Annotated in this window: 21 protein-coding genes; 10 read left to right on the top strand and 11 right to left on the bottom strand. The window is 66.1% G+C overall.

The window, feature by feature from the left end; all coding sequences use genetic code 11:
* Positions 1 to 570: 570 nt before the first annotated feature.
* Positions 571 to 1,128 carry a TetR/AcrR family transcriptional regulator gene (locus ACYQ4W_RS02985; RefSeq protein WP_459852631.1) on the bottom strand — a complete coding sequence of 186 codons (558 nt, stop codon included), beginning with the start codon at positions 1,126 to 1,128 and terminating at the stop codon, positions 571 to 573.
* Positions 1,129 to 1,422: 294 nt separating this feature from the next.
* Positions 1,423 to 2,292, bottom strand: coding sequence for a glycosyltransferase family 2 protein (locus ACYQ4W_RS02980; RefSeq protein WP_459852628.1), 870 nt, complete (start codon positions 2,290 to 2,292; stop codon positions 1,423 to 1,425).
* Between the two features lie 201 nt (positions 2,293 to 2,493).
* On the opposite strand from ACYQ4W_RS02980, the gene ACYQ4W_RS02975 reads away from it, so the two are divergent.
* Positions 2,494 to 2,667, top strand: a complete 174-nt coding sequence (locus ACYQ4W_RS02975; protein ID WP_459852626.1) for a rubredoxin — start codon at positions 2,494 to 2,496, stop codon at positions 2,665 to 2,667.
* Between the two features lie 133 nt (positions 2,668 to 2,800).
* Here ACYQ4W_RS02975 and ACYQ4W_RS02970 read toward each other — a convergent pair whose 3' ends face one another.
* The 7 genes from ACYQ4W_RS02970 to ACYQ4W_RS02940 form a co-directional block, all read right to left on the bottom strand.
* A complete protein-coding gene (locus ACYQ4W_RS02970) occupies positions 2,801 to 3,103 on the bottom strand; it encodes a flagellar basal body protein (protein ID WP_459852623.1) in 303 nt (100 codons plus the stop codon).
* A 12-nt stretch (positions 3,104 to 3,115) separates the two neighbouring features.
* Entirely contained in the window at positions 3,116 to 3,526 is a 411-nt protein-coding gene (locus tag ACYQ4W_RS02965; RefSeq protein WP_459852620.1) for a hypothetical protein, read from the bottom strand.
* A gap of 47 nt (positions 3,527 to 3,573) precedes the next feature.
* A complete protein-coding gene (gene folE2, locus ACYQ4W_RS02960; RefSeq protein ID WP_459854438.1) occupies positions 3,574 to 4,353 on the bottom strand; it encodes a GTP cyclohydrolase FolE2 in 780 nt (259 codons plus the stop codon).
* An 11-nt stretch (positions 4,354 to 4,364) separates the two neighbouring features.
* A complete protein-coding gene (gene nikR, locus ACYQ4W_RS02955; RefSeq protein ID WP_459852618.1) occupies positions 4,365 to 4,784 on the bottom strand; it encodes a nickel-responsive transcriptional regulator NikR in 420 nt (139 codons plus the stop codon).
* A 12-nt stretch (positions 4,785 to 4,796) separates the two neighbouring features.
* Positions 4,797 to 5,534 (bottom strand): class I SAM-dependent methyltransferase, encoded by a 738-nt coding sequence (locus ACYQ4W_RS02950; protein WP_459852615.1) that lies wholly within the window; start codon positions 5,532 to 5,534, stop codon positions 4,797 to 4,799.
* Between the two features lie 110 nt (positions 5,535 to 5,644).
* Positions 5,645 to 6,577: a TPM domain-containing protein gene (locus ACYQ4W_RS02945; protein WP_459852613.1), complete on the bottom strand. Its 933-nt coding sequence runs from the start codon at positions 6,575 to 6,577 to the stop codon at positions 5,645 to 5,647.
* Complete coding sequence (locus tag ACYQ4W_RS02940; protein ID WP_459852610.1) at positions 6,574 to 7,245, bottom strand: LemA family protein; 672 nt, start codon at positions 7,243 to 7,245, stop codon at positions 6,574 to 6,576. Before ACYQ4W_RS02940 ends, ACYQ4W_RS02945 begins: the two co-directional genes overlap by 4 nt.
* A 267-nt stretch (positions 7,246 to 7,512) precedes the next feature.
* On the opposite strand from ACYQ4W_RS02940, the gene gcvH reads away from it, so the two are divergent.
* From gcvH to ACYQ4W_RS02915, 5 genes are read left to right on the top strand one after another with little or no spacing between them, the layout of a single operon-like run.
* The gene (gene gcvH, locus ACYQ4W_RS02935) at positions 7,513 to 7,893 is read left to right on the top strand and encodes a glycine cleavage system protein GcvH (protein WP_459852608.1); all 381 of its coding nucleotides are present in this window, start codon (positions 7,513 to 7,515) and stop codon (positions 7,891 to 7,893) included.
* 10 nt (positions 7,894 to 7,903) lie between these two features.
* Positions 7,904 to 9,238 carry an aminomethyl-transferring glycine dehydrogenase subunit GcvPA gene (gene gcvPA / locus ACYQ4W_RS02930; protein ID WP_459852606.1) on the top strand — a complete coding sequence of 445 codons (1,335 nt, stop codon included), beginning with the start codon at positions 7,904 to 7,906 and terminating at the stop codon, positions 9,236 to 9,238.
* Positions 9,238 to 10,683, top strand: coding sequence for an aminomethyl-transferring glycine dehydrogenase subunit GcvPB (gcvPB, locus tag ACYQ4W_RS02925; RefSeq protein WP_459852603.1), 1,446 nt, complete (start codon positions 9,238 to 9,240; stop codon positions 10,681 to 10,683). The genes gcvPA and gcvPB overlap by 1 nt, the downstream gene beginning before the upstream one ends.
* Before the next feature lie 10 nt (positions 10,684 to 10,693).
* Positions 10,694 to 12,082, top strand: a complete 1,389-nt coding sequence (locus tag ACYQ4W_RS02920; RefSeq protein WP_459852600.1) for a dihydrolipoyl dehydrogenase family protein — start codon at positions 10,694 to 10,696, stop codon at positions 12,080 to 12,082.
* Positions 12,083 to 12,103: 21 nt separating this feature from the next.
* Entirely contained in the window at positions 12,104 to 12,655 is a 552-nt protein-coding gene (locus tag ACYQ4W_RS02915) for a hypothetical protein (RefSeq protein WP_459852597.1), read from the top strand.
* Positions 12,656 to 12,775: 120 nt separating this feature from the next.
* Here ACYQ4W_RS02915 and ACYQ4W_RS02910 read toward each other — a convergent pair whose 3' ends face one another.
* Positions 12,776 to 13,243: a hypothetical protein gene (locus tag ACYQ4W_RS02910; RefSeq protein ID WP_459852595.1), complete on the bottom strand. Its 468-nt coding sequence runs from the start codon at positions 13,241 to 13,243 to the stop codon at positions 12,776 to 12,778.
* Between the two features lie 403 nt (positions 13,244 to 13,646).
* Here ACYQ4W_RS02910 and fusA point away from each other — a divergent pair, with 403 nt between their 5' ends.
* The 4 genes from fusA to ACYQ4W_RS02890 all read left to right on the top strand — a co-directional run bounded on the left by fusA (position 13,647) and on the right by ACYQ4W_RS02890 (position 18,903).
* Positions 13,647 to 15,719, top strand: a complete 2,073-nt coding sequence (gene fusA, locus ACYQ4W_RS02905) for an elongation factor G (protein ID WP_459852592.1) — start codon at positions 13,647 to 13,649, stop codon at positions 15,717 to 15,719.
* A gap of 95 nt (positions 15,720 to 15,814) precedes the next feature.
* On the top strand, positions 15,815 to 16,345 hold the full coding sequence (locus tag ACYQ4W_RS02900) for a DUF2059 domain-containing protein (RefSeq protein WP_459852590.1): 531 nt from the start codon (positions 15,815 to 15,817) through the stop codon (positions 16,343 to 16,345).
* Positions 16,346 to 16,529: 184 nt separating this feature from the next.
* Positions 16,530 to 17,249, top strand: a complete 720-nt coding sequence (locus tag ACYQ4W_RS02895) for a lysophospholipid acyltransferase family protein (protein ID WP_459852588.1) — start codon at positions 16,530 to 16,532, stop codon at positions 17,247 to 17,249.
* 1 nt (position 17,250) lies between these two features.
* Entirely contained in the window at positions 17,251 to 18,903 is a 1,653-nt protein-coding gene (locus tag ACYQ4W_RS02890) for a ribonuclease J (protein WP_459852586.1), read from the top strand.
* Positions 18,904 to 18,988: 85 nt separating this feature from the next.
* Here the strand turns inward: ACYQ4W_RS02890 and fliS are convergent, their stop codons facing one another.
* A complete protein-coding gene (gene fliS, locus ACYQ4W_RS02885) occupies positions 18,989 to 19,723 on the bottom strand; it encodes a flagellar export chaperone FliS (RefSeq protein WP_459852584.1) in 735 nt (244 codons plus the stop codon).
* Between the last annotated feature and the right edge of the window lie 5 nt (positions 19,724 to 19,728).

The raw sequence follows: 19,728 nt of genomic DNA, 5'->3' as shown, positions 1-19,728 counted from the left end.
GTGCGTTCGGCGCTGCGCAGCACCGCTGCGGACCGATATTGCCCAGGGCTTAAGCAAGTTGCGTTCCAGTGATCGCGAAGCATTTCCGAGAGCTGCCGCTCCACGCGCCCCGCCTGGCTGCGCGACGAGAGAAGCGTCTCCGGAACGGCACACAAGACGGCAGCGCTCCGACCTTCTGAAACGCCCAGAGCGATGCCACCTGCGAAGCAAGCCGAGCGACCAGATGGCGCACCAGGGCGGAAGCCGAGCGGCCCGGCAGCGCTTCACAGACCCACCACACGGAATCGGCCCGACGGCGCGGCGCGGCCTGCTGCGGCCAGGCGGACAGAAAGGGAAAAGCCCCCGGCGAATGTCTTCGCCAGGGGCTTTCGGGGGTTGTTAGTGCTTGATGCACTGCTTGTACATGAACAACGCGATGAGACCCAACACAGCCAATGCGCCGGCAATGGCGCCCAAATCAGCAAGGCTCATTATCGCCTCCACGGGCTTGCGCCCGATATAGCCAGCAGGCGGCAACCGTCGTCCACCGGGTTTTTGCCGTCCCACAGCGGGGCGTCGTCATTCCATGCTTCATGGCTCGCGCGCCAGCAAAATCTTGTCGTAGAACGCGGCCAGATGCTTGGCGCCGTCGTAGTCGCGCTTGAACTCAAAGAGCTTGAGCCGCCCGACGCCATGCAGCGAACCGAGGATCATGTAGGCCAGCTCCTCGGTGTCGCGGATTTGAAATTCGCCGCTCGCCGCGCCCTTTTCCAGCACCTCCAGAATGTCGGCGTAGAGGTGCTCGTAGAACCCGACGGCTCCATGCCCCTGCCTGGCCGAGGCGCTTTGATACAGGAACTGCGCCCCTTCCGGGTTCTGGTCGAGGAAGGCGAAATGGTGGTCGAAAAGCGCGTGCAGGCTCGCAAGGGCGGTGTCGGTCTTGGGCAAGGCCCGCAAGGCGGAGGTATAGGCGGCGTCCAGCTCCTGGGCCACGGCCCGGATGACGCTTTCCTTGTTCTCGAAGTAATAGAAGAGCAGCCCCTTGGCCACGCCCGCCTTGGCGGCGATGGCGGCGATGGTGGCGGCCTTGACGCCCTTTGCGGCGACAAGGCTCTTGGCGGCGTTGAGTAAGGCGCGGCGATTGTCCATCAGCACCTCTTTGACCACTTGGTCAACTTGCCTGAACGATCGACCTCTTTCGGCATCTTGTCAAGCCGCTGCGGCGCACGAAGACAACTATCGACAAGAGGGCGCACGCTGCGGCGTGGTGGGGCAACGTCGCGGTGTGGCGGAAGACGGGAATGATCCTGGGGGATTTCCGTTGCCAAGCGCTCCCACAGTGCGGACGTGGAGTCAGGTGATTGCGCCAAGTCTGCCGGGCCAAACCTGCCGGGGCCAGTCCGCCCGGCCAGTCCGCCCGGCCAGTCCGTCAGGCCAAACCGGTCAGATGACGATGGGTTCGAGCGGCAAACGTCTGGTGGCGTGGTCCGGCAAAATGGGGATGATGCCGCGGGGCATGGGGTCGGTGCAGGGGTCGCGGCGCAGCACATCCCGCGCCCAGGCCTGCGTCCACGAGGGGAAGAAGCCGGCGTTCTCCAGCACCAGCCGCGCCTTGGACAGGGCGTCGTCCTGCCGGGCCATGGCGGAGAAGCTGCCCTCGTGCACACGGTACAGGTAGAGCGGCTGGGCCACATGGGCGAAGCGCGCCCGCTTGAGCGCCAGCTGGATCCAGAAGTCCCAGTCCTCGTACAGCGTGTCCGCACGGTAGCGCGCGCCCCGGTCCCACAGCACGCGCCGGAACAAGGCCGTCGGCGAAAGGATGTTCTGGTTCGCCAGCAGAAATTTGTGATACCCGCCCAGGCGCACCTCGCGCCGCTCGTCGCCTTCCCCTTGCAGATAGTCCGTATAGGCGACATCGGCCCCGTGGTCCAAGGCCTCCAGACAGCGGGTCAAAAAGTCCGGCAGCAGTTCGTCGTCCGGGTCCAGGGTCAGCAGGGCGTTGCCCTTGGCCTGGGCCAAACCGGCGTTGCGCACCGGGCCAGGCCGACCCTGGCGCGGCAAGGACACGATCCTGTGCCCGGCAAAGGGCATGGACGGCAGCAGCTCCCGCGCCAGTTCAAGGGAGCCGTCGCTGCTCGCGTCATCAACGAAGATGACCTCCACGCGCCTGGGGTTGACGCTCTGGGCCAAAAGCGAATGCAGGCAGCCGGAGAGGAAGCTCCCGTAGTTGTGGTTCGGGATGATGACGGAGACCTCAGGACGGCAGGGGAGGCCGCCGCGCGCGGGGCTGCCCGCTATGGTTCCTCGTGGCATGGGACCCCGCCTCCTCATCGCGCCGGACTTGCAACAGGCACGGCCGTTGCTGCGCATCATCCTTATCGGCCGGGGCGGACAAAAGCTTAGCCTTGACGCGCGCCCCCCAGGATGGATAGCTTTGGGCCGCAATATCCCGGCGTCCCTGCGCCCTGCCCCGCAAACACCCGGCCGATGGCCGAAAGACCTTTGGAGAACACCATGCGTTGCGCTTGTCTTTTGTGCGGCTACATCTATCATCCTGAAAAAGGCGACCCCGAACGCGGCATCGAGCCCGGCACGGAAGCCCGCGACCTGCCGCCCGAATGGACGTGCCCCAAGTGCAAGGCCGATCAGGACGCCTTCGCCATGATGGAGGACGAGGAAGAAGAATAGCGGCGAAAAGCCGGGGGAGACAGCTGCCGTGCTTTCAGGACGCAACGAGCTGCGGCAAAGGCTGCGGGTGAGGAGAGCGCGGAAGGAAAAGCGCGGAAGGAAGAGCTCGAGGAATCGCCGCTGGCGCGCGGACTCAGGCGATCATGTTCAGCACGGTGCCGGAGGTCTCCTCTCCCGTGCGGATCATGGCCGCGTTGGCCGAATACGCCTGGTCGATCTGCATCAGGCCGACCATGTCCCGGGCGAGGTCCTCGCCGCCGGACTGCGCGCGTGAGATGGACGCCACCTGCACGCCCTGCCCGCCGGGGCCGTCGGCGAATTCGGTGCGCAGGGGCTGGTAGCCCTCGGTGCTGACGTTGGCGATGTTGTGGGCGGTGGTGTTGAGAGAGACATCCAAGGCCCCCAGGGCCTGCGCGCTGATGGAAAGATCGCTCATGTTCCGTCTCCTCTACGCCGTGTAGTCGGCAATGCGCCCAAGATACTGCTGGTCCGTGTAGGCCGTGGCCGCCAGGCTGGACGAATAGGCCTGGTCGAGCTGCGTCAGGGTCGAATAGTCGCGCAGCCTGTCCTGCGGGCCTCCCACGTCATTCGCGCCCGTGGGCCGCAGCTCGCCGGACGCGTAGTCCGAGGAAGCGCCGACCTCGTGCTCGCGGGCTCCCTGGCCGAGAGAATCAAAAACCCTGCCGCTGGTCAACTCCACCGCGCCGGACAACGGGGGCGACCCGGCCGCGTCCGTCAGCGACATCTGCTCCCGCGTGCTGCTCTGGCTGGAGGACTGGGCGATGCTCTCCGACGCGGACAAGGCGGCGAGATCCAGGGCCGAGACGGCCTGATCGCTCCAACCGATGTCGAGAGTCATGCTTCCTCCACGCCCGGCACGCTGCTTGGGGCCTTACAATGCCTTCCCTACGCCCTCTCCACGAAACTTTCAATACATGCCTGGGCGGAATGGCCGTGGATGGATTCGAAGGACTCCACCTCGACCTTGAACCAGGTGATTTTCTCGTGCTCGGAAAGTCCCTTGGCCGCGGAGCGCACCACATCCTCCACAAAGGCGGGCTTGGCGAAGGCCGCCTCGGTGACGAACTTCTCGTCCTCGCGCTTGAGCAGCGTGTACACCGGGGAAGACCCCGAACGCTCGGCGATTTCGATAAGGTCCTCCAGCCAGAGGAAGCCCTTGAACTTTGCGTGGATGCTGACATTGGAGCGCTGACTGTGCGCGCCCATTTCGCTGATGGCGAGGGAGCACGGGCACACGGTCATCACCGGCACCACCACGCCCAGGGTGAAGTCCAGCTGGCCGTCCTCGTACGCGCCGATGACCGAGCAGGAGTAGCCCATGAGCCCCTTGGCCCTGCTCATGGGCGAGGCCTGGCGCAGAAAATACGGAAAGTCGAAGCGGGCGTAGGCCCGGCGCGCCTCAAGCCGCACGGAGATGTCCGAGAGCAGCTTCTTGAGCGACGGACGCGAAAGCTGCTCTTCCCAGTTCTCCAACGCCTCCACAAAGCGGCTCATGTGCGTGCCCTTGAAAGCCGCGGGCAGGTCCACGGCCAGGTCCACGCGCGCCACGGTGTGCTGCTCGCCGGACTCGCGGTCGCGCACCACCAGCGGCAGCTGCAAATCCTTCACGCCCACGCGGTCGATGGGCAACTGCACCGGGGCCGGATGCTTCTGAACGTCTTCCATGGGAACGGCCATTAATCGATCTCCTGCCCGGTGGTGGTGAGCACAAGATGCCCGTGCTTCACGCCCTTGGTGGAGATGAGCTTCTGCCCCAGGCCCTTGATGACCTCGGCCGAGCCTTTGAGCACCAGCACTTCCAGGCAGTTGTGATGATCCAGGTGCACGTGCATGGTGGAGAGGATGACCTCGTGGCTGTCGTGCTGCAGTTCGGTGAGCTTCTGGGCCAGGCCGCTGGCGTGGTGATCGTACACCAGGGTCAGGGTGCCGGCCACTTCGCCGTCGGAATTCTCCCACTGGCGCTGCACCAGCATGCTGCGGATGAGGTCGCGGATGGCCTCGGAGCGGGTCTGGTAGCTTTTCTCCTTGCAGAGCACGTCGAACTTGTCGAGCAGGTCGGAGTCGAGCGATACGCCGAAACGGATGGTCTCTCCCATGGTCAGCCTTCCTTAAGTGTTGCGTGTAAGGTTGCCGCCGCGCGTTATCTCGCGCAGGTGCACCGTCATGTTCTGCCCGCTCTGGGCCACCTTGGCGGTGAGCGGTGTTTCAATGCGCCAGCCCAGGGCGCGCAGGCGCTCGCAGGCCCCGGCGGAAACGCTCCGCTCCGGGTCGGCGATGAGCGCCCGGCCGGCCGGGGCCAGGGCGTGGTCCAAAAACGCGGCCACGGGCTCGAAGAACCGGCGCTCGTATAAAATGTCCGCGCCCAGGATCACCTCGGCCGCGCCTTGCGACACGGCGGGCCTGCGCCAGTCCATGGCCGCGAAGAGCGGCGCGGGCGCGCCCGGGGCAAGGTTTCTCGCCGCGTTCCGGCGCGCGTAGATCAGCGCTTCCGGCTCGTAGTCGAAGGCCAGCACGCGCCCACCGCACGAGGCCGCCACCAGGGCGGGCAGCCCCAGACCGCAGCCGGCGTCCAGGCACGTGCGCCCGGCCACAAGCTCGGGCCGGGCCGCTATGGCCCGGGCCAAAAGCACGGCGGCCGGCCACAGCTCCACCCAGTAGGGCAGGCGCTCGTCGGCCTCCCAGCCGGGTGCGGCGGCGCCTTCGCCCATGGCCTCCCACAGGCTTTCCAGGTCCGCCGGACGCTCCAGCATCCAGGTGCGGCCCGCCACCTCGGCCATGACGAAACCGGCCGCTTCCGCTTGGGCGGGGGCGGCGTTCTGGTCGTGGCTGTGGGTGATCGTGCTCATGCGTGGCAGGCTCCTGGCGCAAAATATACTCAACATGCGCCTTTCGTCAACGATTCGTAGCACGATGAGCAACACGCGGCGGGCGCCGCGGCAGTCAGAAAGCCGGGGTGCTAATTGTCGTCGCCCCCGCCGAAGCCGGAATCGCTGCCGCCGCCGCCGAAGTCGCCGCCGCCGCCGGAAAAGCCTCCGTCGCCGCCGCCGCCCATGCCGCCGCCAAAACCGCCGCCGCCCATGCCGCCGCCAAAACCGCCGCCGCCGAAGCCGCCGCCGCCCCGTCCGCGGAAGATGCTGGCCAGAAGGCCGAGCAGGAAGCCGATGGAGAACGAACCGCCGGCGCCGGGGCCAGCGCCGTCATACCCGGAGCCGTAGCGGGAGCCCCGGCGCGTCCACAGCACGCCAAGGCCGAGGAACACGGCCACGGCGATGAGCGCCAGGGTGAAGGGAAAGGGCTGGTCGCCTTGCGCCTTGGGCCGCACGGCCAGGGGGTCGGTCTGGGCGGTTGCGTTGGCGTCGCCCGTGGCGGCATCGGGAGCCAGCAGCCGCTCCATGGCGGCCACGGTTTCGCCAAGGCCCTGGGCAAAGCGCCCGGCCTTGAAGTGCGGCACGGTGATCTCGCGCTGGATGCGCTTGCACACCACGTCGGGAAGCTTGTCCTCCACGCCGCGCCCCACCTCGAAGCGCACGCGGGATTCCTTGCGCGCCACCAGGATGAGCACGCCGTTGTTCTTGTCCTTTTGGCCCACGCCCCAGGCCCGGGCCGCCTTGTTGGCAAAGCCCGCGGCGTCCTCGCCCTCCAGGGAGGCGATGGTGAGCACCACGATCTGGTTGCCCGTGGCCTCGGCGTAGCGGCGCAGCTCCGCGCCGAGGGCGTTCTTTTCCTCCGGCGCCAGCAGTTGGGCGTTGTCCACCACCCACTGGCCCTGATTGGGCGGGACCTCAAGGGCCAGCGCCGCGCCAGGGCCGAAAGCCGCAAGCGCCAACGCCGCGAAAAGCAGCGCCGGGGCGAGGCGTCGCAACGCCCCGGCGCAACGGGTCAGAATCACTTCGCCTCACCACCGGCCGCAGCGGCGGCGGGAGCGGCGACAGGTGCGGCGGCCGGGGCGGCCGGAGTGCTGAAGCTGACCTTGGGCGCGGCCTTGGCGGCTTCCTCGGCCTGGAACACCTGCCGCTCCTTCACGTGAGCCATGAGGGCGTTGACCAGGCTGCCGGGGAAGGTGCGGATCTGCACGTTCAGGCCGGTGACGGCCTTGTTGTAGTTGTCGCGCTCGATCTTGATGCGGTTCTCCGTGCCCTCAAGCTGGGCCATGAGGTCCTGGAAGTTCTTGTCCGCCTTCAGGTCGGGGTAGCGCTCGGAGACCATCATGAGCTTGCCCAGGGCGGCGGAGAGCTGGCCCTGCGCCTGGTTGAACTCCTTCAGCTTGTTCGGGTCGGAGAGGGTGCTGGCGTCGAGCTTGATCTGCGTGGCCGAGGCGCGCGCGGCGATGACCCCGGTCAGGGTCTCTTTTTCATGGCTCGCGTAGCCCTTCACGGTCTCCACAAGGTTGGGGATCAGGTCCATGCGGCGCTGCAGGGCGGAGTTCACCTGCCCCACCATCTGCTCGCACACGGCGTCCTGCGTGATGATGGCATTGGAGGAGCTGACCAAGGACGCGCCGCCCAAAAGCAGCAGGGCGACGACAACGATGCCGGCTATGGCAAGGGGTTTCATCATAAGCCTCACGGATGTGGGCAGGCGGCAAGGCGCCTGCACCGGTTTTTCAACGCTGCGGGAGAATTGGACACTTGCGCCCTTTCTGTCAAGGGCGGCGCAAAAGCGCAGAAGAGTCTTCGGCCTCAAGGGCGGCATTTCCCCTAAGCCTTTTGCCGCGCGGATGAATTTTCGTCGGTGCGGCCATGCGAAATCAGGGTTTTCATTCGCGCCAGGGAATGGTATGAGGCCTCACCCCGTAAACAACCTTCCTGAATGGAGGATATGCAGATGATTCCCAATGAACTGAAGTACGCCAAAAGCCACGAGTGGGCCAAAATCGAGGGCGACGTCGCCACCATCGGCATCACCCAGTTCGCCCAGGAACAGCTGGGCGATTTGACCTTTGTGGACCTGCCCAAAGTCGGCGCCGCGCTGACCGCCGGGACCGAGATGGGCTCCGTCGAATCCGTGAAGGCCGCCAGCGAGCTCTATGCGCCCGTCTCCGGCACCGTGCTCGAGGTCAACGCCGCCCTGGAAGGCGCGCCCGAGGCCGTGAACCAGGATCCCTACGGCGCGGGCTGGATGCTCAAGGTGAAGCTTTCCGCCGCCCCGGCCGACCTGCTGGACGCGAGCGCCTACGCCGAAGTGTGCGCCGCCGAAGCCCACTAAGGAGCCGACAATGCCCTACGTTCCCCATACCCCGGAGGACATCCGGCGGATGCTCGACGTCATCGGCGCGCCCAGCGTGGCGGCGCTCTTTGACGAAATCAGCCCCGCCATGCGCCCCAAAAGTTTCGACCTGCCCGAGGGCAAGAGCGAAATGGACGTGCTGGCCCACATGGAGGCCCTGGCGAAGAAGAACGTCTGCGGCCAGGTGAGCTTCCTGGGCGCCGGGTTCTACGACCACCACATCCCGGCCGCCGTGGACGCGCTGTCCATGCGCAGCGAGTTCTACACCGCCTACACGCCGTACCAGCCCGAGGCCAGCCAGGGCACGCTCCAGGCCATCTTCGAGTACCAGACGGCCGTGACGCGCCTGACCGGCCTGCCCTACGCCAACGCCAGCGTGTACGACGGCGGCACCGCGCTTTTCGAGGCGGCCATGATGGCCGTGCGCCACACCGGACGCCGCAAGCTCGTGGTGTGCGAGGCCGTGAGCCCCATCTATAGGGTCATGCTCGGCTCCTACACCTCGAACCTGCACCTGGAGCTGGTCACCATCGCCCACAAGAACGGCGTGTGCGACCTGGCCGCGCTGACCAAGGCCATCGACGGCGACACCGCCGCGGTCATTGTGCAGAATCCCAACTTCTTCGGCACCATCGCCGACTTCAGCGCCCTGTTCGACACCGCCCGCGCCGCCGGCGTGGTTTCGGTCATCTCCGTGTACCCGGTGCTGCAGTCGGTGCTCAAGTCGCCCGGCGAAATGGGCGCGGACGTGGCCGTGGCCGAGGGCCAGAGCCTGGGCCTGCCCCTCAGCTTCGGCGGCCCGTACCTGGGCATAATGACCTGCAACAAGGCCCTGGTGCGCCAGATGCCCGGCCGCATGGTGGGCCGCACGGTGGACGGCGAGGGCCGCACCGGCTACGTGCTCACCCTGCAGGCGCGCGAGCAGCACATCCGCCGCCAAAAGGCCACGTCGAACATCTGCTCCAACCAGGCCCTGTGCGCCCTGCGCGCCCTGATGCACCTGTGCCTGCTGGGCCAGGAAGGCCTGACCCGCACCGCCGAGACCTGCATGGAGCGAGCCCACTACGCCAGCGAGCGTCTCACCGCCATCGACGGCGTCGAGCTGCTCTCCGGCTCCGCGCCCTTCGGCAACGAGTTCGCCATCACCCTGCCGGTGAACGCCTACCAGGTCATCGACAAGCTGACCGCGCGCGGCTACGTGCCCGGCTTCCCTCTGGGCCGCTACTACGCCGGCCTGGAGAATGCCCTGCTGGTGGCCTGCACCGAGAAGACCTCAAAGGAACAGATCGGCATTCTTGCCGAAATGCTGCGGGGGATCCTGTAATGAACACCGTCTTCAAAAAATCCACCACCGGCCGCGAAGGCGTCTGGCCGGCCAAGCCTGAAAAGACCGCCGCCGACCTGCTGCCCAAGGAGCTTTTGCGCGGCAAGTCCGCCGGGCTGCCTTCGCTCTCCGAGCTCGACGTGGCGCGCCACTTCACCGGGCTCTCCAAGCTGAACTACGGCGTGGACGGGAACTTCTACCCGCTCGGTTCCTGCACCATGAAATACAACCCCAAGTTCGCCGAAACCGTGGCCGCCATGCCCGGCTTCACGCGGCTGCACCCGGTGCTGCCCCAGCTCAAAGGCGCGGGCCGCCTGTGCCAGGGCGCCCTTGAGGTGATGTACGAGACCGAGCAGCTCTTGTGCGAGCTCTGCGGCATGAAGGCCTTCACCCTGCACCCCATGGCGGGCGCGCACGGCGAGCTCACCGGCGTCATGATCATCGCCGCCTACCACAAGGACAAGGGCAACAAGAAGACCAAGATCATCGTGCCCGACTCCGCCCACGGCACCAACCCGGCCAGCGCGCACATCGCGGGCTTCGAGGTGGTGAACCTGCCCAGCAAGGACGGCATCGTGGACCCCGACGAGCTGGCCAAGGTGCTGGACGACGACGTCGCCGGCATGATGATGACCTGCCCGAACACCCTGGGCCTGTTCGAAAAGAATCTGCCCAAGATCGTCGAGATGCTGCGCAGCGTGGACGCCCTGCTCTACTACGACGGCGCGAACCTGAACGCCATCATGGGCAAGATGCGCGTGGGCGACGCGGGCTTCGACGTGGTGCACCTGAACCTGCACAAGACCTTCGCCACGCCCCACGGCGGCGGCGGTCCCGGCGCGGGCCCCGTGGGCGTCTCCGAGCGCCTGGTGCCCTATCTGCCCATCTCCCGCGTGGAGAAGCTTGAGGACGGCCAGTTCTACCTGAACTACGACTTCCCCAAGTCCATCGGCTACGTGGCGCCCTTCTACGGCAACTTCGGCGTGGTGCTCAAAGCCTATGCCTACATTCTGCGCCTGGGCAAGGCCGGGCTCATCCGCGCCACGGAAAACGCCGTGCTTGCGGCCAACTACCTGCGCAAGCGGCTCGACAAAGTCCTTGAGGTGCCCTTCGACCGCGTGTGCATGCACGAGTTCGTGGCCAGCGCCTGCAACATGAGCGAGTGCCACGTGCGCGCCCTGGACATCGCCAAGGCCCTGCTGGACAAGGGCTACCACGCCCCGACCATCTACTTCCCGCTCATCGTCAAGGAGGCGCTCATGTTCGAGCCCACCGAGACCGAGAGCCTGGACACCCTGGACCAGTTCGCCGACGACCTCATCGCCATTCTGGCCGAGGCCGAGAAGGACCCGGCGTTCGTCACCGGCGCGCCGCGCACCCTGCCCGTCTCGCGCTTGGACGAGACCCGCGCCGCCCGCAACATGGAACTCACCGACGACCTCTAGAAGGAAGGGCATGACCACGACATACGATCTGCTCGTGCTGGGCGGCGGTCCCGGCGGCTTCGACGCCGCCGTGGACGCCGCCGCCTCCGGCCTCAGAACCGCGCTGGTGGAGGCCGCCGACATGGGCGGCGCCTGCCTGAACTGCGGCTGCATTCCCACCAAGCTCTGGCTTGGGGCAACCTGCGCCATCGAGGAACTGGCCGCCCAGGCCAAGGTCCGCGTGGCCTCGGGCGAGGTCCGCGTGGACTTCGCCGCGCTGCAGGCCAGAAAGGACCGTCACATCGCGGCCACGCGCAAGGCCATGGGCCAGCGTCTGGCCGCCCTGGGCGTGGACGTGTTCGCCGGGCGCGGCCGCGTGGCCGAGGCGCACGTTCTTGAGGTGCAAACGCCCCAGGGCGCGCAGTCCGTGCACTACCGCAAGCTGCTGGTGGCCACGGGCTCGCGGCCGGCCGGCTTCCCCGGCCTGATGCCGGACGGCAAGCGCGTGCTCGACTCCACGGGCTTTCTGGCCCTGCAGCAGATGCCCGCCAGCCTCATCGTGGTGGGCGGCGGGTTCATCGGGCTGGAGATGGCCCAGGCCGCGCACCGGCTTGGCGCAAAGATCACCATCGTGGACGCCCTGCCCCGCCTGGCCGGGGTGGAAGACCCGGAGGTGAGCAAGACCCTGGAGGCCGTGTTCAAGCGCCAAGGCTGGGACATCCGCCTGGGCGTCAAGGTGGCCTCGGTGCTCACCCACGGCGAGGGATCGGGCGAAAGCGCGGTGCTCACCCTGGACGGAGAGAGCGGCGGCGAGGAGCTTGTGGCCGAATGCGCCCTGGTGGCCGTGGGCCGCAGGCCCAACAGCGCCGACCTCGGCCTCGAATCCCTGGGCGTGGAGCTTTCCGGCCCGGGCTACATCCACACCGACGAAAACCTGCTGGCCGCGCCCGACGTATACGCCGTGGGCGATGTGAACGGCCGCATGCTGCTGGCCCACGCCGCCAGCCACCAGGCCCACTACGTGGTGCAGCGCCTGCTCGACAAGGTGCGCGGCCCGTACGAATCCGGCCCGGTGCCGAGCATTCTTTACGGCGCGCCCGAGGTGCTCCGCGTGGGCGCCATGGCGGGCGAGGCCACGGCCAAGGGCGAGACCGTGCTCGTCAGCCGCGCCCAGCTCATCGCCAACCCCATCGCCCAGGCCCACGCCGCCACCCAGGGCTTTGTGAAATGCGTGTGGCGCGAGGGCCGCGTGGTCGGCATCACCGCCGTGGGCGCGGACGTGTCCCGCCTGGCCGTCACCGCCGCGCTCATCATCCGCGCGGGCTGGACGCGCGAGGACGCGGCGAACTTCATGTTCCCGCACCCCACCCTGGACGAATCGCTCAAAGCGGCCCTCTTGGCCGACAAGGAAGCCGCCTAACCGCGGCCACAGGAAATGCCCGTGACCGAAAGCACCACCAAGTCTCCGAAAAAGGCCCCTGCGCTGATTGCCACGGCCATACCCGTGCAGCCCGCGTTCGACCTGTTCACCTATTGCGAGCTCTCCGGCGAAACGCGCATCGAGAACGATTTGCTGGAGGAAATCGAGCCGCGCTTCGACGGCTGGCAGCAGTATCTCAAGGCGTACCGGCTCTCCGCCGGCGGCGAAAAAGACCCCGGCTACGTCATCCTCTGGCTGGAGAAGCCCGTGGAGGACGAGATCGAGGGCATCTGGCAGGACTCGCCCAGCGCCGGCATGGCCTTCCACAATCTGGCCATCCACATGGTGATGAGCGCCGTGCAGAACCTGGTGCCAGAGCTGGCGGACAAGGGCTGCGCGCCCCTGCCCAAGCCCGGCAAGGACGTGCTCGCGGCCTTCAAAAAGCTGGGGCTGGAGTGGAACAAGGAAGGCACGGTGAACCGCCAGTTCGCGGTGTTCACCAACATGCCCGCCCTCACCAGCTGCGGCACCTGCATCCTGAAAGCCAAGTGCGGCAGCCCGAACAAGGACTAGCCGAATAAGCCCAACCGAAAAGAGCCTGGCCGGGACAGTCCGCCAGCGTACAAACGCCAAAGGGGCGGTCCATCGTTAACGCGATGGACCGCCCCTTTGGCGTTTTGCGGCGCAGCGGCGCTACAAAAAGGCCACGTCGCTCGGCGGGGTCTTGCTCCCGAAGAACGCCTCCACGGCCTTGCGCTCCGCATTGCGGATGCGCAGGGCAGAGACCGGCAGCGGGTCGGCCAGCCCGGCGTAGAGCTTCAGCGCGCGGTCGACGAAATCGGCGCGCAAAAAGGCCGCCTGCACCTCGAAGTCCTTGTCGTCCCAGGTGAGGGTGAGCGGGATGATGTGCGTGTTGAAGGGCTCGCAGAACACCAGGTTGCCGGTGTGCACCAGCGTCTCCTGCACGCCCTGCGGAAAGCTCACGGCCCAGCGCGCCAGAATCTCGGTGAAGATGGGCTCAAGGGCCAGATAGTAGTCCGGGTCCACCTTGCACACCAAGGACTGCCCGGGCACGTTGATGACCTGCGGCGACTGCTGATAGCCGCTGGCCAGGCCTTTCTGCAGGCGGGTCAGCGAATCCTGATAGTCCTTAAGCGGCATGGTGGCCTCCTTTTGCCGGACGGCGAAATGCAATCACGCGATGCGCAAGTGCATACATTGCCGCGCGCGCGCCCGCAAGCCCCGCGTGTCCGCTTGGCGGCCGTGCTCTTCCCCACCGCCGGCAACGACAGGCACGCGGACGCCCCCCTTGGCGCGCGGGAACAGGCCAAAGGTCGCAGACGAAGCAGCCCTCCTGCGCGGACGCCCTTCCGGCGACGCAAGCCGCCCTCGCCCGGATGCAAAATTGTCGACAAATTGCAGCTTGTTCAGTGCCCATCCTCCTTGCTCCCTTGACATTCTCGCGCGCTCCTCCCTATAGTTCTATACCTTAAAATTCCAGGTGGGCTCGTTATTTCCCCGCCGGACCCGGTTTCGGCGGTAAACACGATACACGGAGTAAGGGATGTCGGAAGCGCTGAAGTCTCAACGGACGTACGTTTTGGTCGGTCATGGCGGCAGTGGCAAAACCTCTGTCGCGGAAATGCTCCTATTCAACGCCGGCGCCATTCCCCGCCTGGGAAAAATCGAGGACGGGACCACCGTGCTTGATTACGAACCAGAGGAAATCAAGCGTCGAGGGTCCATCCAGCCTGCCTTCGCCAATTTCAAGTGGAACAAGAACCAGCACTTCCTCATCGACACCCCGGGCGACAACAACTTCAACGGCGACCTGCCGTACACCCTGACCGCGGCCGACGCCGTCGTCTTCGTCATCGACGCCGTTGACGGCGTGAAGCCCCTGACCCGCAAGGCCTGGGCCGAGGTCAAAAAGGCCGGGCTCCCGGCCATCGTCTTCATCAACAAAATGGACCGCGACCGCGCGGACTTCATGACCGCCTTCACCGGACTCAAGGACAACCTGGGCATAAAGCCCGTGCTTTTGCACTACCCCATCGGCGAACGCGAGAGCTTCAAGGGCGTGGTGGACATGCTGGAGAACACGGCGCTTCTGTTCGACGGCAAGGGCGGCGCGCAAAAGGGCGCCATCCCGCCCGAGGTGGAGGCCGAAAGCACCCCCCTGCGCGAGGCCATGATCGAGAACATCGCCGAGAGCGACGAAGCCCTCATGGAGAAGTACCTCGACGCGGGCGAGCTGACCCCGGACGAACTTAAAAGCGCGCTGGTGACCGGCGTGAAGTCCGGCGAGCTGGTGCCGGTGCTTGTCGGCAGCGCCCTGGCCAACATGGGCGGCCCGCAGCTGCTCGACGCCATCCAGGCCCTGCTGCCGAACCCGCTGGAGCACCCGTACTTCGAAGGCGAGGACGGCTCCGCGCGCGAAAGCCACGAGGCCTCCCCCGTGGCGGGCTTCGTGTTCAAGACCCTGGCCGACCCCTTTGCGGGCCAGCTCACGGTCATGCGCGTCATCTCCGGCATGCTCACCGGCGACATGAGCCTGGTGAACTCGCGCACGGGCCAGCAGGAGCGCATGGGCCAGCTGATGCTCTCCACCGGCAAGGAGAACGTGCCCTGCAAAACGCCGCTGGGTCCCGGCTCCATCGTCACCCTGGCCAAGCTGAAGGACACCAACACCGGCGACAGCCTCTCGTCCGACAAGGCGCCCTTTGTGCTGAAAAAGCCCAAGCTTGCGCCCACGCTCATCACCTATGCCCTGGCGCCCAAGGAAAAGGGCGACGAGGACAAGGTCTACCAGGCCATGGCCAAGCTGCTGGACGAAGACGTGACCCTGAAGCTGGGGCGCGACGAAGAGACGGCGGACACCCTGCTTTCGGGCATGGGGCAAAACCACATCGAAATCAGCGTGGAAAAGGCCAAGCGCCGCTACAAGGTCGACATCATCCTCAAGACGCCCAAGGTGCCCTACCGCGAGACCTTCAAGACAGCGGCCAAGGAAATCCAGGGCCGCCACAAGAAGCAGACCGGCGGGCGCGGCCAGTTCGGCGATTGCTGGATCCACCTGGAGCCGCAGCCCAAGGGCGCGGGCTACCAGTTCGTGGACGCCATCGTGGGCGGCTCCATCCCCCGGCAGTATATTCCGGCCGTGGACAAGGGCGTTGTCGAGTCCGCCGCGCGCGGCGTGCTGGCCGGCTTCCCGGTCATCGACTTCAAGGTGACCCTCTACGACGGCAGCTTCCACAACGTGGACTCGTCTGAAATGGCCTTCAAGATCGCGGGCTCCATCGCCTTCAAAAAGGCCTGCGAAAAGGCCAAGATGATCCTGCTCGAGCCCATCATGACCGTCACCGTGGCCGTGCCCGACACCTACATGGGCGATGTCATCGGCGACCTCTCCAGCCGCCGGGGCAAGGTGCTCGGCAGCGAGGGCCAGGGCGGCGTGACCGAGATCAAGGCCCACGTGCCCATGAGCGAAGTGCTGAAGTACGCGCCGGACCTGCGCTCCATGACCGCGGGCCAGGGCACCTTCACCATGGAGTTCGCCCACTATGAGGAATGCCCGCCGCCCATCGCGGCCAAGGTCATTGCGGAAAACAAGCGCGAAGCCGCTGAAGAGGAATAACGTTCCATGTCTGCAAGCGGGGGGAGTGGCGACGCTCCCTCCGCTTTTTTGTCGCCCGCATTCCCCCCACCCCGCAAACCATGAGGAGTCCCCCGATGCCGAAATTCGCCTTGGCGCTGCTGCTGGCGTGCCTGCTGCTGCCCACCGCCGCCTTTGCCGACAAGCTCACGCCGCAAAAGGCCGCGGACATCAAGAAGCTGTTCGTCATATCGAAAATGGACGCCCTTGCCGCGGACATCATCGATTTGCAGATATCCCAGGGCACGGCCATGGCCGAAAGCGAAGGGATCACCACAACGCCGGAATTGAAGCGCCTGGTGGAAACGGAGCTGCGCGCCCTGTTCAAGGAGAAGATCGTCGGTCCCGGCGGAGCCTTTGACCAGCTTGTGCCCATTTATGCCGAGATGTTCACGCACAAGGAGATCAAGCAGTACATCGCCTTCTACAACACGCCGCTGGGCAGAAAAATCGCCGCGACCGAGGCCAAGGCCTCAACACGGGTCAGCCTTGTGTTTCTCGGCGCGTTGTCCAAGGCGGGCGAAGAGATACCGGAGCGGTTGAAGGCGCTGATGCAGCGCGAGGGCCTTCAGCAGAAGATGGAGCAAAAGGCGCCTGCCCAGATCTAGGTCCGTTGCCGGAACGCGCGGGGAACGCTGGCTTCAAAGCGGACGGCCGCCAGCGGGCGCCAGGGTACAAGCGCCTGTGCCGCCCATTTTGTCGCCCGCCGCTTGAAACAACGGCCGGCAACGCTTGTGCGGCCGGGCCGAATCAAGTAGTGACAAGGAAATACACGCAACACAGGAATCGCTCATGCTTCGAGTTCTCCGTTTCTTCGCCACCCTTGTGCCCGCCACCATCTACTACAGCGTGCGGCAGCTCATGCTCGACCAGGAGCACGCCACGCTGGACGAGAAGGACCACTTCGGCAAGGTGTACGGCCGGGCCATGCTGCGCATGGCCGGCATCAAGGTCGATGTGGACCTCTCCGCCCTGGACCCCAAGGGCCACTATGTATTTTTCTGCAATCACCAGAGCCTGTTCGACATTCCCATCCTGTTCGACACGCTTTGGGACTACCACATGCGCTTCGTCGCCAAAGAGAGCCTGTTCCGCATCCCCATTTACGGCAAGGCCCTTGGGAACGCCGGGCACATCTCCATCAACCGGGAGAACCGCCGCGCGGCCATGAAAAGCGTGGACGAAGCCGTGGCCTCGGCCAAATCCGGCATTTCGCCGCTGATCTTTCCCGAGGGCACGCGCAACCCGGACCTCTCGAAGCTCATGGACTTCAAGGTCGGCGGCATGGTGCTGGCGCTCAAGTGCGGCCTGCCTGTCGCGCCGCTGGTCATGGAGGGCACGGGAAAGCTGCTGCCCAAGAAGTCCATCCTGTTCAACCCGGACCAGAGAATCCGCCTGCGGGCCCTGCCCCCTGTGGACCCCTCGGCATACACAATGAAGGACCGCGAGAAGTTCAAGGACGACATGTACGCCCTGATGAACGCGGCCTATCAGGAACTTTTGAGGAGCTGACATGACTACCGCCCCCGGCGAACTGACAATCCACCCCCTTGGTGGCCTGGGCGAGATCGGGCTCAACTGCATGGCCTTCCGCGCGCACGAGGCCACCGTGCTGGTGGACTGCGGACTGATGTTCCCCGAAGACTATCTCTTCGGCGTGGACGTGGTGATTCCGCGTTTCGAGCACATTTTGGAGGAGCGCGAAAAGATCAAGGCCATCGTGCTCACCCACGGGCACGAGGACCACATCGGCGCGCTGCCCTGGCTTTTGCCCCACGTCGACGTGCCCGTGTACGGCTCGGACTTCACCCTGGCCCTGGTGGCCGCCAAATTGGCCGAGCGCGCCATCGAGGCCGACCTGCGGCCCGTGAAGCCCGGCGAACGCGTCGAGATCGGCCCCTTCGCCTTCAACTTCTTCCCGGTGTGCCACTCCATCATCAAGGGCTACGCGCTGGGCATCGAGACCCCGGCGGGCCGCATCATCCACACGGGCGACTTCAAGATCGACCGCAACCCGCTGGACGGCCACGCCACGGACCTGGAGGCCATCCGCCGCTTTTCCGAGCCCGGCGTCAAGCTGCTCATGAGCGACTCCACCAACGTGGAGCGCGACGGCTTCGCCCTCACCGAGCGGGAGATCAAGGCCAGCCTGCGCGAGATCTTCGACAAGGCGCGCGGCCGCATCATCGTGACGCTCTTTTCCAGCCACATCCAGCGCCTGCAGGAGATTTTCGACCTGGCCGCGGCCTGCGGCCGCAAGGTGGCCATCTCCGGCAAGAGCCTGGTGCGCAACACCGACCTGGCGCGCGAGCTGGACTACCTGCGCATTCCCGGCGGCACCCTGGTCGAGGTGGAGGAGATCGGCGGGCTCAGGGACGAAGAGGTCGTGCTGCTCGTCACCGGCAGCCAGGGCGAGCCCCTGGCCTCGCTCTCGCGCATGTCCCTCGACGAGCACCGCCACGTGCACATCAAGAAGGGCGATCTGGTCATCCTCTCCTCGCGCTTCATTCCCGGCAACGTGCTGGCCATCACCAAGGTCATCAACCGGCTGTACAAGCTCGGGGCCGAGGTGCTCTACGAAAAGGTCCAGGCCATCCACGCCTCGGGGCACGCCCACCGCGAAGAACTGCGCATCATGCTCGAAACCGTACGGCCCAAGTATTTTGTGCCCGTGCACGGAGAATACCGCCACCTGGTGAAGCACTCGCGCCTGGCCGTCGAATGCGGGGTTGCTCCGGAGCGCGCCCTGGTGCTGGAGGACGGCCAGCCCCTGACCTTCCTTGAGCAGGGCATCCGCCTGGAAGAGGCTGTCCCGGCCGAACGCATTCTGGTGGACGGCAAGGGCGTGGGCGACGTGGGCCAGAGCGTGCTGAAGGAGCGCCAGCTGCTGGCGGGCGAAGGCATGGTCGTGGTGCTGCTCGTGGTCGATCAGGACACGGGCGAGATAACCCTCGGACCGGACATCGTCTCCAAGGGCTTTGTCTTTGAGCAGCAGTACGCCCACGTGCTGGAGGACGCCAAGTGCGTGGTGCTGGAGGAAGTGGAGCTGGTTGGCGTGACCAACCTGAAGCGCCTGAAGGAACGCGTGCGCGGCTCGCTTCGGCGGTTCTTCCGCAAGGTGCTGGAGCGCGACCCGGTGGTCGTGCCGCTCATCATCGCCGTGTAGCGGTTTTTCCGCCGCCACCCGGCAAGCATCAGGATGTCATTCGGCGGCCGCGCAAGCGGCCGCTTTGTTTTGCGCGGTCCGGCGTTTAGCGCGTGGTGGTGGCGTAGGCGTTGGCCGCGCGCAGGCGCATGCCCGGCACAGAGGCGGCCGGCACGGCGGTCGTGTCGGGCGCGGCCAGCGGTGCAGGAGGTGCCGGCGTCTTGGCGGCGGCGGCGATTTCCGCGGCAGCGGCAGGCGCCTCGGCAGTGGCGGCGGCAACGGCCCTGGCGGCCTGGACCTGGGCGGGAACGTACAGCGCCGCGGCGATTTCCGGCGTGCTGGCCACCTGCGGCGCGGCGGCGGCCTGCGGCTCCACTGCCGGTTGCGGCGCTTCGGCGGCCGGCTGCGTCTCTGCGGCGGCCGCATCGGCGGCGGGGGCTTCGGTCGCCACCTGCGTCAGGGAGGCCACGCCTTCCTGATTGGGCAGAATTTGGGCGAACGCGCCCCGCAGACCCGTGAGGATGGTGATGACCTCCTCGACGATCTCCGGCTTCAGCTTGAGGTTCGCCAGCAGCAGCCGCTGATTGCAGAACAGGTAGAGGTGGAACAGGTTCTTCGCGATGTCTCCGCCGCGCTCCTTGTTCAAGCTCTCCTGCAGCTCGCAAATGATGGTGATGGCCTTGGTGATGAGAATCCCCTTGCCCGCCATGTCGCCCGCGCGCATCTTCTCGATGGCTTGGCGCAAGTGCTTGATGGCCGTGTCGTAAAGCATGACAAGCAGGTCTCCCTTTGATGCGGTGGAGACCTGTGTGTTCAGATACGCCTTGGCAGCCTTCAGCATACGAT

It is taken from the genome of Humidesulfovibrio idahonensis (assembly GCF_054657715.1).
The sequence above is the reverse complement of the archived record's forward strand: the minus strand, read 5'-3'. Positions and strand labels throughout refer to the sequence as shown.

Coding starts and splice junctions, on each gene's coding strand:
- ACYQ4W_RS02970 (WP_459852623.1), bottom strand. CDS start 3,103: ATGAGCGATCTTTCCATCAGCGCGCAGGCCCTGGGGGCCTTGGATGTC.
- gcvH (WP_459852608.1), top strand. CDS start 7,513: ATGATTCCCAATGAACTGAAGTACGCCAAAAGCCACGAGTGGGCCAAA.
- fusA (WP_459852592.1), top strand. CDS start 13,647: ATGTCGGAAGCGCTGAAGTCTCAACGGACGTACGTTTTGGTCGGTCAT.
- ACYQ4W_RS02890 (WP_459852586.1), top strand. CDS start 17,251: ATGACTACCGCCCCCGGCGAACTGACAATCCACCCCCTTGGTGGCCTG.
- ACYQ4W_RS02985 (WP_459852631.1), bottom strand. CDS start 1,128: ATGGACAATCGCCGCGCCTTACTCAACGCCGCCAAGAGCCTTGTCGCC.
- folE2 (WP_459854438.1), bottom strand. CDS start 4,353: ATGGAAGACGTTCAGAAGCATCCGGCCCCGGTGCAGTTGCCCATCGAC.
- gcvPA (WP_459852606.1), top strand. CDS start 7,904: ATGCCCTACGTTCCCCATACCCCGGAGGACATCCGGCGGATGCTCGAC.
- ACYQ4W_RS02895 (WP_459852588.1), top strand. CDS start 16,530: ATGCTTCGAGTTCTCCGTTTCTTCGCCACCCTTGTGCCCGCCACCATC.
- ACYQ4W_RS02950 (WP_459852615.1), bottom strand. CDS start 5,534: ATGAGCACGATCACCCACAGCCACGACCAGAACGCCGCCCCCGCCCAA.
- ACYQ4W_RS02900 (WP_459852590.1), top strand. CDS start 15,815: ATGCCGAAATTCGCCTTGGCGCTGCTGCTGGCGTGCCTGCTGCTGCCC.
- ACYQ4W_RS02910 (WP_459852595.1), bottom strand. CDS start 13,243: ATGCCGCTTAAGGACTATCAGGATTCGCTGACCCGCCTGCAGAAAGGC.
- gcvPB (WP_459852603.1), top strand. CDS start 9,238: ATGAACACCGTCTTCAAAAAATCCACCACCGGCCGCGAAGGCGTCTGG.
- ACYQ4W_RS02980 (WP_459852628.1), bottom strand. CDS start 2,292: ATGCCACGAGGAACCATAGCGGGCAGCCCCGCGCGCGGCGGCCTCCCC.
- ACYQ4W_RS02975 (WP_459852626.1), top strand. CDS start 2,494: ATGCGTTGCGCTTGTCTTTTGTGCGGCTACATCTATCATCCTGAAAAA.
- ACYQ4W_RS02920 (WP_459852600.1), top strand. CDS start 10,694: ATGACCACGACATACGATCTGCTCGTGCTGGGCGGCGGTCCCGGCGGC.
- nikR (WP_459852618.1), bottom strand. CDS start 4,784: ATGGGAGAGACCATCCGTTTCGGCGTATCGCTCGACTCCGACCTGCTC.
- ACYQ4W_RS02940 (WP_459852610.1), bottom strand. CDS start 7,245: ATGATGAAACCCCTTGCCATAGCCGGCATCGTTGTCGTCGCCCTGCTG.
- fliS (WP_459852584.1), bottom strand. CDS start 19,723: ATGCTGAAGGCTGCCAAGGCGTATCTGAACACACAGGTCTCCACCGCA.
- ACYQ4W_RS02965 (WP_459852620.1), bottom strand. CDS start 3,526: ATGACTCTCGACATCGGTTGGAGCGATCAGGCCGTCTCGGCCCTGGAT.